Annotated in this window: 6 protein-coding genes; 2 read left to right on the forward strand and 4 right to left on the reverse strand. The window is 68.1% G+C overall.

Features of this window, described 5'->3' with window-relative positions; genetic code table 11:
• Nucleotide 1 precedes the first annotated feature (1 nt).
• Nucleotides 2-1,135, reverse strand: coding sequence for a toxic anion resistance protein (locus A3ES_RS0137775; protein ID WP_020392038.1), 1,134 nt, complete (start codon nucleotides 1,133-1,135; stop codon nucleotides 2-4).
• Nucleotides 1,136-1,469: 334 nt separating this feature from the next.
• Here A3ES_RS0137775 and A3ES_RS0137780 point away from each other — a divergent pair, with 334 nt between their 5' ends.
• Nucleotides 1,470-3,308, forward strand: a complete 1,839-nt coding sequence (locus A3ES_RS0137780; protein ID WP_157630965.1) for an alkaline phosphatase D family protein — start codon at nucleotides 1,470-1,472, stop codon at nucleotides 3,306-3,308.
• Here A3ES_RS0137780 and A3ES_RS0137785 read toward each other — a convergent pair.
• Nucleotides 3,305-3,763: a dihydrofolate reductase gene (locus tag A3ES_RS0137785; protein ID WP_020392039.1), complete on the reverse strand. Its 459-nt coding sequence runs from the start codon at nucleotides 3,761-3,763 to the stop codon at nucleotides 3,305-3,307. The genes A3ES_RS0137780 and A3ES_RS0137785 overlap by 4 nt on opposite strands.
• Complete coding sequence (locus A3ES_RS0137790; protein WP_020392040.1) at nucleotides 3,760-4,551, reverse strand: thymidylate synthase; 792 nt, start codon at nucleotides 4,549-4,551, stop codon at nucleotides 3,760-3,762. Before A3ES_RS0137790 ends, A3ES_RS0137785 begins: the two co-directional genes overlap by 4 nt.
• Nucleotides 4,552-4,600: 49 nt before the next feature.
• Here A3ES_RS0137790 and A3ES_RS0137795 point away from each other — a divergent pair, with 49 nt between their 5' ends.
• Nucleotides 4,601-5,266 carry a peptidyl-tRNA hydrolase gene (locus tag A3ES_RS0137795; protein ID WP_020392041.1) on the forward strand — a complete coding sequence of 222 codons (666 nt, stop codon included), beginning with the start codon at nucleotides 4,601-4,603 and terminating at the stop codon, nucleotides 5,264-5,266.
• Here A3ES_RS0137795 and A3ES_RS0137800 read toward each other — a convergent pair.
• Nucleotides 5,263-6,861 (reverse strand): HNH endonuclease signature motif containing protein, encoded by a 1,599-nt coding sequence (locus A3ES_RS0137800; protein ID WP_020392042.1) that lies wholly within the window; start codon nucleotides 6,859-6,861, stop codon nucleotides 5,263-5,265. The genes A3ES_RS0137795 and A3ES_RS0137800 overlap by 4 nt on opposite strands.
• Nucleotides 6,862-6,996 lie beyond the last annotated feature (135 nt).

Below are 6,996 nucleotides of genomic sequence, written 5' to 3' on the forward strand. Positions count from 1 at the left end.
CTCAGCGACCGAGATCGAGCGTGCCCTGGATGACCCGCTGGTCCTGCTTGGCGACCCGGTCCAGGTAGCTGCGGGACTTGGTCACCTCGGTCTCCAGCGTGCCGATGGTGGCGGCCATGTTGTCCAGCGCCTCCACCTTGAAGGTGTCGATCGCGTCCATCGTGGCGTAGATGTTCGCGAACGCCGCCTGCAGCTGCGGCAGCCCGATGGTGGCCGAGGCCGCCTGCTGCTGGATCGCCACCGAGTTGTCCCGGAGCATCTGCGAGGTGCGTTCGATCATCCCGCTGGTGGTCGTGTTCAGGGCGGTGATCTGGTCGAGGACGAGCTTCTGGTTGCCCAGCGCCTGCGCCACGATGACCGCGGTCCGCAGCGCGGAGACGGTCGTGGTGGAGGCCCGGTCGACGCCCTTGATCAGCTCGATGTTGTTCTTGATCACGATGTCGATGGCCAGGTAGTTCTGGATCGACACGGCCAGCTGGACGAGCAGGTCCTGGTGCTTCTGCCGGACGTAGAACAGCACGTCCTCGCGCAGTGCCCTGGCCTTGTCCGGGTCGGTCGCCTCCAGCTCGGCGATCGTCGCCGACAGCCGGGCGTCCAGCCGCTCGGCGACGTATACGTACTGGTTCAGCCGGCCCATCGCGTCCCAGAGTTGCTGCTTCTCCAGATTCAGCGCGGCGTTGTCCTTGCCGAGCTCGTCCTGACCGTTGCGGAGCGAGTGCAGGATGCCGTCCAAGTGGCCCTGCGCGCTTTGGTACTTGCGGAAGTAGTCCTCGATCTTGTCCCCGAACGGGATCATCCCGAGCAGCTTCTTGGTGCCGGTGGCTTCCTTCGGGTCCAGGTTCTCGACCGTACGGCGAAGCTCGAGCAGCGTCTTGCCCACCGTCGACCCTTCGGCCAGCCCGCCGCTGGTCAGCGCCTTGACCGGGGACTGCAGCAGCCGGTTCGAGCTCTCCGCGGCGTGCCGGATGTCGACGTCGCCCATGCTGCGGACGTCGCCGGCCTTCTGCGCGAACTCCGGCGAGCGCGGCTCGGCGGTCATCAGCGAGGTGAGGAACGAGTCCACCTTGGAGTCCAGCCCGGGCAATGCGGCCGGGTCGACCGCCGGGGCCAGACTCGGCGCCGCCGTCGCGGCCACGGGCTGTGTCGGCGCGGGTGCGGTTAGTATCAGTCCAGGTGCGGTCGCCGTGGGTGGCTGCAGCGGTGACTGAGCAGGCGCGGCCTGTGCCGCCGCCTGCCCTGCTGTGCCCTGTGTGTTGTCAGCTTCGGTCATCGTCGTTCCCCTCCGGTGGCCTGCCGCGAGCCTCCGCGCCCGCATCCCCTGTCACACACTCCGTGACGCGCACACAATCTACGCGGTTCCCAGGGTTCAAAGGGACCACCTTCCCCGATCCGTGACCAGGACAATTGCTGGGGCATTGCCACGACCGGCCGACGCACCCATGATCGATGATGGACCGAGGGGGGCCTCGATGAGACGGTTTCAACGTGGAGTGGGTGGGCGTCGCCTGCTCACACTCGCGCTCGTGGCGGTGCTGCTGACCGCAGTCGGGGGTCGTGCCGTGCACGCCGCAGTGAACTCAGGATTCGACTGGGAGGACGGCACACTCCAGGGCTGGAGCGTGGATTGGGCCGGCGCCACTCCCACCAACTCGACCGCTGTCGCGCACAGCGGCGACCGCTCGCTGGCGCTGTCCCTGACAGACGAGGAGTACCCCGGTTTCCGGTCGCCTTCGAAGCCGGCCGGGCTCGGAGTCGGCTCGGTGGTGACCTATCACGTCTACGCGCCGAGCAGCGCGAAGTCGCTCGCGGTGAAGCCCTACGTGACGGATGGCGCCTACCTCGAGCACTTCGGGGCCAAGACTGAGCTCGCGCCCGGCGAGTGGACGGCGATCACGTTGACGGTTCCGTCCGTGACCAGCGTGCGACACCTCGGGCTGGAGGTCGACGACCCTGGCTGGACCGGGTCGGTGTACCTGGATGACGTGACCTGGACCGCGCCGACAGAGCTGCCGCCCGTGCCGATCACGGGTCCGGCGCGCGGGGTCCGCAGTACGACGGCTGTGGTCACTGGGACCGTGGATCCGCAAGGGCTGGCGACCACGTGCTCCTTCGAGTACGGCACCACCAGGCGGTACTCCGGTACGACGCCGGCTGCTCCTGCGACAGGAGCGGTGTCCGCTCGGCTGAGCGGGCTGCGGGCGGCGACGACGTACAGCTACCGCCTCACTTGCCAGAACTCCGGTGGGCGGGTCTCCGGCGCCAACTCCACCTTCACCACCGGAGCGGGCGATCCACGCGGGCCGCTCTTCGACGCGCAGAACCTCATCTACGGTTCGCACATCGGCGCGTGGGACCAGGACGGCGGTACTGCGGTCAACAACCCGACGGCGAGCGCCAACGTCACGGCCGCCAAGATCCGGGTGATCAAGTGGCAGATGTGGAAGCCGCCTTGCGAGCTGCGGCCGACCGACTGCCAGACCGAGGCGCAGTTCAACGCCGCCATCGACCGGATCCGCCGCCTCGGCGCCGAGCCGCTCGTCGGCCTGCCGCCGATCTGGGACCAGCAGTGCGCGGGCGCACCCGACGCCTGGTCGCGCGCCTGGCAGGAGTGGGTCATCCGGACGGCCGGCGACCGGGTGAAGCTCTATGAGATGGGCAACGAGCCGGACCACTACTGCGGGATGACCGGCCAGCGGTACAACGACGAGCTCTGGGTGAATGTGCCCGGGCTGAAGGCGTACGCCCGCACGCTCGGGCACCAGATCTTCATCGGCGGACCCGGTCTGTCCAAGAGTGACGCGGACAGCCTGGCCGACTTGAAGACCTGGCTCGCCGCCACCAAGACCGCCTACCTTGCCAACTCCAGCAACCGCGACTGGCTGCCCGATTTCATCTCGACCCACACCTACCTGATCACGCCGACCGAGAACGACACCCAGGCCCACGCCCAAGCGCGGATCGACTCGTGGGGCGCCTTCTACGACGAGCTGGAGGCGTACGTCGACAGCACTTTCGCCGGCCTGACCGACCGGGGCTTCCCGATCGCCGACCAGCTGAAGCTCGCCGACACCGAGTGGAACGACACGATCGATCTCGACTGGCCGGGCAACAACGACCAGGCCTGGACGGACTTCTACGTCACCGCCATGTTCACGATGTTGCGCGACCACGACGTCTGGCTCTCCAACCAGTCGACGATCGCGTCCCATACCGGCCGGTCCATGGACCTCCTGAACACCGACGGCACCCCCAAACCCCTGTACAACTCCTACAAGTCCGCGAGCACGACGGACCCGCTCAACAACTAGCGGACGTAGGTGACGAAGGCGAAGCCGTCGTGCTGGGTGCGCGCGGTTTCGCGCCACTCGGTGCGGTCGAAGGTGGGGAAGGTGACGTCGCCTTCGGGGGATTGGGCGACCTCGGTGAGTTCCAGGCGGTCGGCGTACGGGAGGGCCTGGCGGTAGATCTCGCCGCCGCCGGCGACGTACAGGTCGTTGCCTTCAGCAAGTTTGAGGGCGTCGTCGAGGTCGGCGGCAACCTCGACGCCGTCGGCCGACCAGTCCGGCTGCCGGGTGACGACGACCGTACGCCGTCCGGGCAGCGGCCGGCCGATGGAGTCGTAGGTCTTGCGGCCCATCACGAGGGTGTGGCCGAGCGTGAGCGCCTTGAAGTGCTGGAGGTCCTCGCGGATCCGCCAGGGCAGGTCGTTGTCCCGCCCGATCACCCCGTTGCTGCCGACCGCCGCGATCAGGATGACGGTCATACCGCGATCGGCGCCTTGATCCCCGGGTGCGGGTCGTAGCCATCCAGTACTACGTCCGCGATCTCGTAGGAGTCGATCGAGTCGCGCTTCTCGAGCTGGAGGGTCGGCAACGGACGCGGCTCGCGGGTGAGCTGCAGCTTGGCCTGGTCGAGGTGGTTCAGGTAGAGGTGCGCGTCGCCGAGCGTGTGCACGAAGTCACCGACCTCCAGGCCGGTCTGCTGCGCGACCATGTGGGTCAGCAGCGCGTACGACGCGATGTTGAACGGCACGCCCAGGAAGATGTCGGCCGAACGCTGGTAGAGCTGGCAGGACAGCCGGCCGCCGGCGACGTAGAACTGGAACATCGTGTGGCAGGGCGGCAGCGCCATCCCGTCCACGTCGGCGACGTTCCAGGCGCTGACGATGTGCCGGCGGGAGTCCGGGTTGGTCTTGATCGACTCGATCAGCGCGGCGATCTGGTCGACGTGCCGGCCGTCCGGGGTCGGCCAGGAGCGCCACTGGTAGCCGTAGACCGGGCCCAGCTCGCCGTCTGCGTCGGCCCACTCGTCCCAGATGGAGATGTTGTTCTCGTGCAGCCACTTCACGTTGGTCGAGCCGCTGAGGAACCAGATCAGCTCACCGACCACGGACCGCAGATGCAGTTTCTTGGTCGTCACCGCGGGGAACCCGGCGGTCAGGTCGTAGCGCGACTGGTGGCCGAAAACGCTCAGTGTTCCGGTGCCGGTCCGGTCTCCTTTCTCGACGCCGTGGGTGAGGACGTGGTCGAGAAGATCCAGATACTGCCGCATGCCGCCAAACTAACAGGCCGGAATCTGGCCGGGCTGGCAGACTCGACGGGTGAGTTCTGATGAGTTCGTGCTGACCCTGGTGCTGCAGGTGGAGAAGACGGTGCTGCCTGGGCAGACCGATGCGCTGGAGACGGCGGCCCGGGCCGTGCTGGCGATCCTGGGTGACGAGCGGTCGGTCGGCGAGGGCGAGTGGGCGGTCGCGATGCGTGACTGGCAGAACGCCAAGATCCGCAAGGTCGTACGCCGGGCGCGCGGTGCCGAGTGGCGGCGAGCTGCCGCGTTGCCGGGGATCACGGTGACCGGCGCGGCGGCCGTAGTACGGGTGTTTCCGCCGGTGCCGGTCGACGAGGTGCCGAAGGACCTGGCCAAGCTCCAGGTCGCCGGCACCGATCTGGAGGAGGCGGAGGAGCCGCCCGCACCGACGGCCGGCGTACCGGTGCTGTGGGTGAACCCCGGCCTGACCATGTCCACCGGCAAGACGATGGCGCAGGTCGGCCACGGAGCTCACCTGGCCTGGTTCGACCTGTCGGACGTGGCCCGCAAGGCCTGGTGCGAGGCGGGCTTCGCGCTCGCGGTTCGCACGGCGACTCCGGCCCGATGGAAGGAACTCTTGGCGAGTGGCCTTCCCGTCGTCCAGGACGCCGGGTTCACCGAGATCGACCCAGGCAGTCACACGGTGATCGCCGAGCACCCCGCTCTCCGGGGCCGCGGCTAGGGAGAACCATGGATCCAGCAATCGGGCGGTTCCTCGCGGTACCGGCGACCGGTGGGGCTGGTCCAGGTGTGACTGCCATCGGGGTTGCGGGTGGTGCTCCAGTTGCCCTCGTGCTTGAGGCGGTGGTGATGGCGGCAGAGGCAATGGAGATTGGCCGCGGTCGTGCGACCGCCGGCGGTGTAGGCAGTGCGGTGGTCGATGTCCGTGAATTCGGCAGGCCGGTTGCAGCCCGGGAACCGGCAGAGCTGATCTCGCCACCGAACGTGAGAAGCCAGGGCACCTGACGGGACGTACCGGTCGGGATTGCTCGGCGGCGGCTGGTCGATGATCCGGAGACGGATTGCGGCCGCGGCCAGACGGGTGGGCTTGAGGGTGCCGGGTGCCTCGGTGTCTCTAGTGGACAGTTCAGGGAGAAGTGCCCGCGCCAGAGTCTTGGTGAGGTGCTTCCGGAGGGAGTTCTGGGGGATCGGACCCAAGCCCTCGGCCTCGCCGCCGGTGGAAGGGTGGTCCTCAAGGAGTGCGCGCAGCTCCGCCGCGGTGGCATGGATGATCACCGTCGCCTCAGCACCCACCGTCGCCTCAGCACCCACCGCCGTCTCCGCACTGGCGGGCGTGTCCTGCGGAGCCTCAGCATCCATAGGCGCGTCAGTGGCGGGCGCCGGATTCTCGCTGTTGTCGGCGCGCTTGGTGCGGGGGAGGAGCCGGTCGAGGGCGATGTCGGCGCGGAGCTGGTCGAAGGTGCGGGGATCACCCTGGCGGCGCAGGCGGGTCGCCGCGCGCGACAGGCTGGTCATCACGGCGGCCGCGTCGACCGCGTCCTGGTTGTGGATCAGATCGGCGGTCCCAAACTCGCTGGGCACCATTCGCACGGAACGTTCTTCAGTGGCCTTCTTGTGGGCCTTGTCGACGCCCGACGGGCAACGGCGCGCGGCTTCGCGTTGAGCTTCTTTCTTGATCCGATGCAGCGGGTACTTGCGGGCCCATCGCAGTACGGCGTCCTCAGCCGCTCGCCTCTCGTCCGGCTCGTCGATGACCGACAGCTCCGACACGATGCTGAAGGCGGCCCGCTCGGTCAGATCGCCGTCAGCCAAGGCCCGCAGGGTGGCGGGAAAGTTGTGTACCAGCTCGCAGGAGTTGTGGATCCGGGTGGTCGCGGCACCGCGGTGCATGCCGAGTACTAGCCCGACCTCGTCCGAGACGGACCGCAGATCACCGGCAATCCAACGGCGCTCGCCCGGAGCCGCGGCCCGGTCGCCGAGCTCGGGTTGGCGGTGGCCAAGGTCGGCCGATACGCCCTGCATCGCATCGTCGAGGCCCGCGATGGCCTCCGCCTTCAGCGCTTGGAGTCTCGCCTCGAGCCGGGTGATGGCTTCGAGCCGATCCAGCCATCCGCTGTCGGTCAGCTCAGCCGTCGGCTGTGTCACCACGGCGGCGTAGAGCAGTGATCCCATCGATGGATCGTCAGCCGCCTCGAACCGCCCGAGCAGCATCCCGTGCTGCCGGTGCTCGTCGTTCGAGAACGGTGATCCGCCAGCCAGCCGCAACGGCGGGCGCACCGCGTCGCCAGCCGGCTGCTCGATCGGACACTCGCTCATAACTAGAGCATATGTCCTATGTCGCTTAGCGTGGATATGATTCTGGGTATGGAAATCCCGGAGTGTCCGCTGGGTCATCGTGGTTCGGTGGTGCGTGCGGGGTGGTATGGCCGGGCTGGTCAGCGGCGGCAGCGG

It is taken from the genome of Kribbella catacumbae DSM 19601 (genome assembly GCF_000372465.1).
Taxonomy (GTDB): domain Bacteria; phylum Actinomycetota; class Actinomycetes; order Propionibacteriales; family Kribbellaceae; genus Kribbella; species Kribbella catacumbae.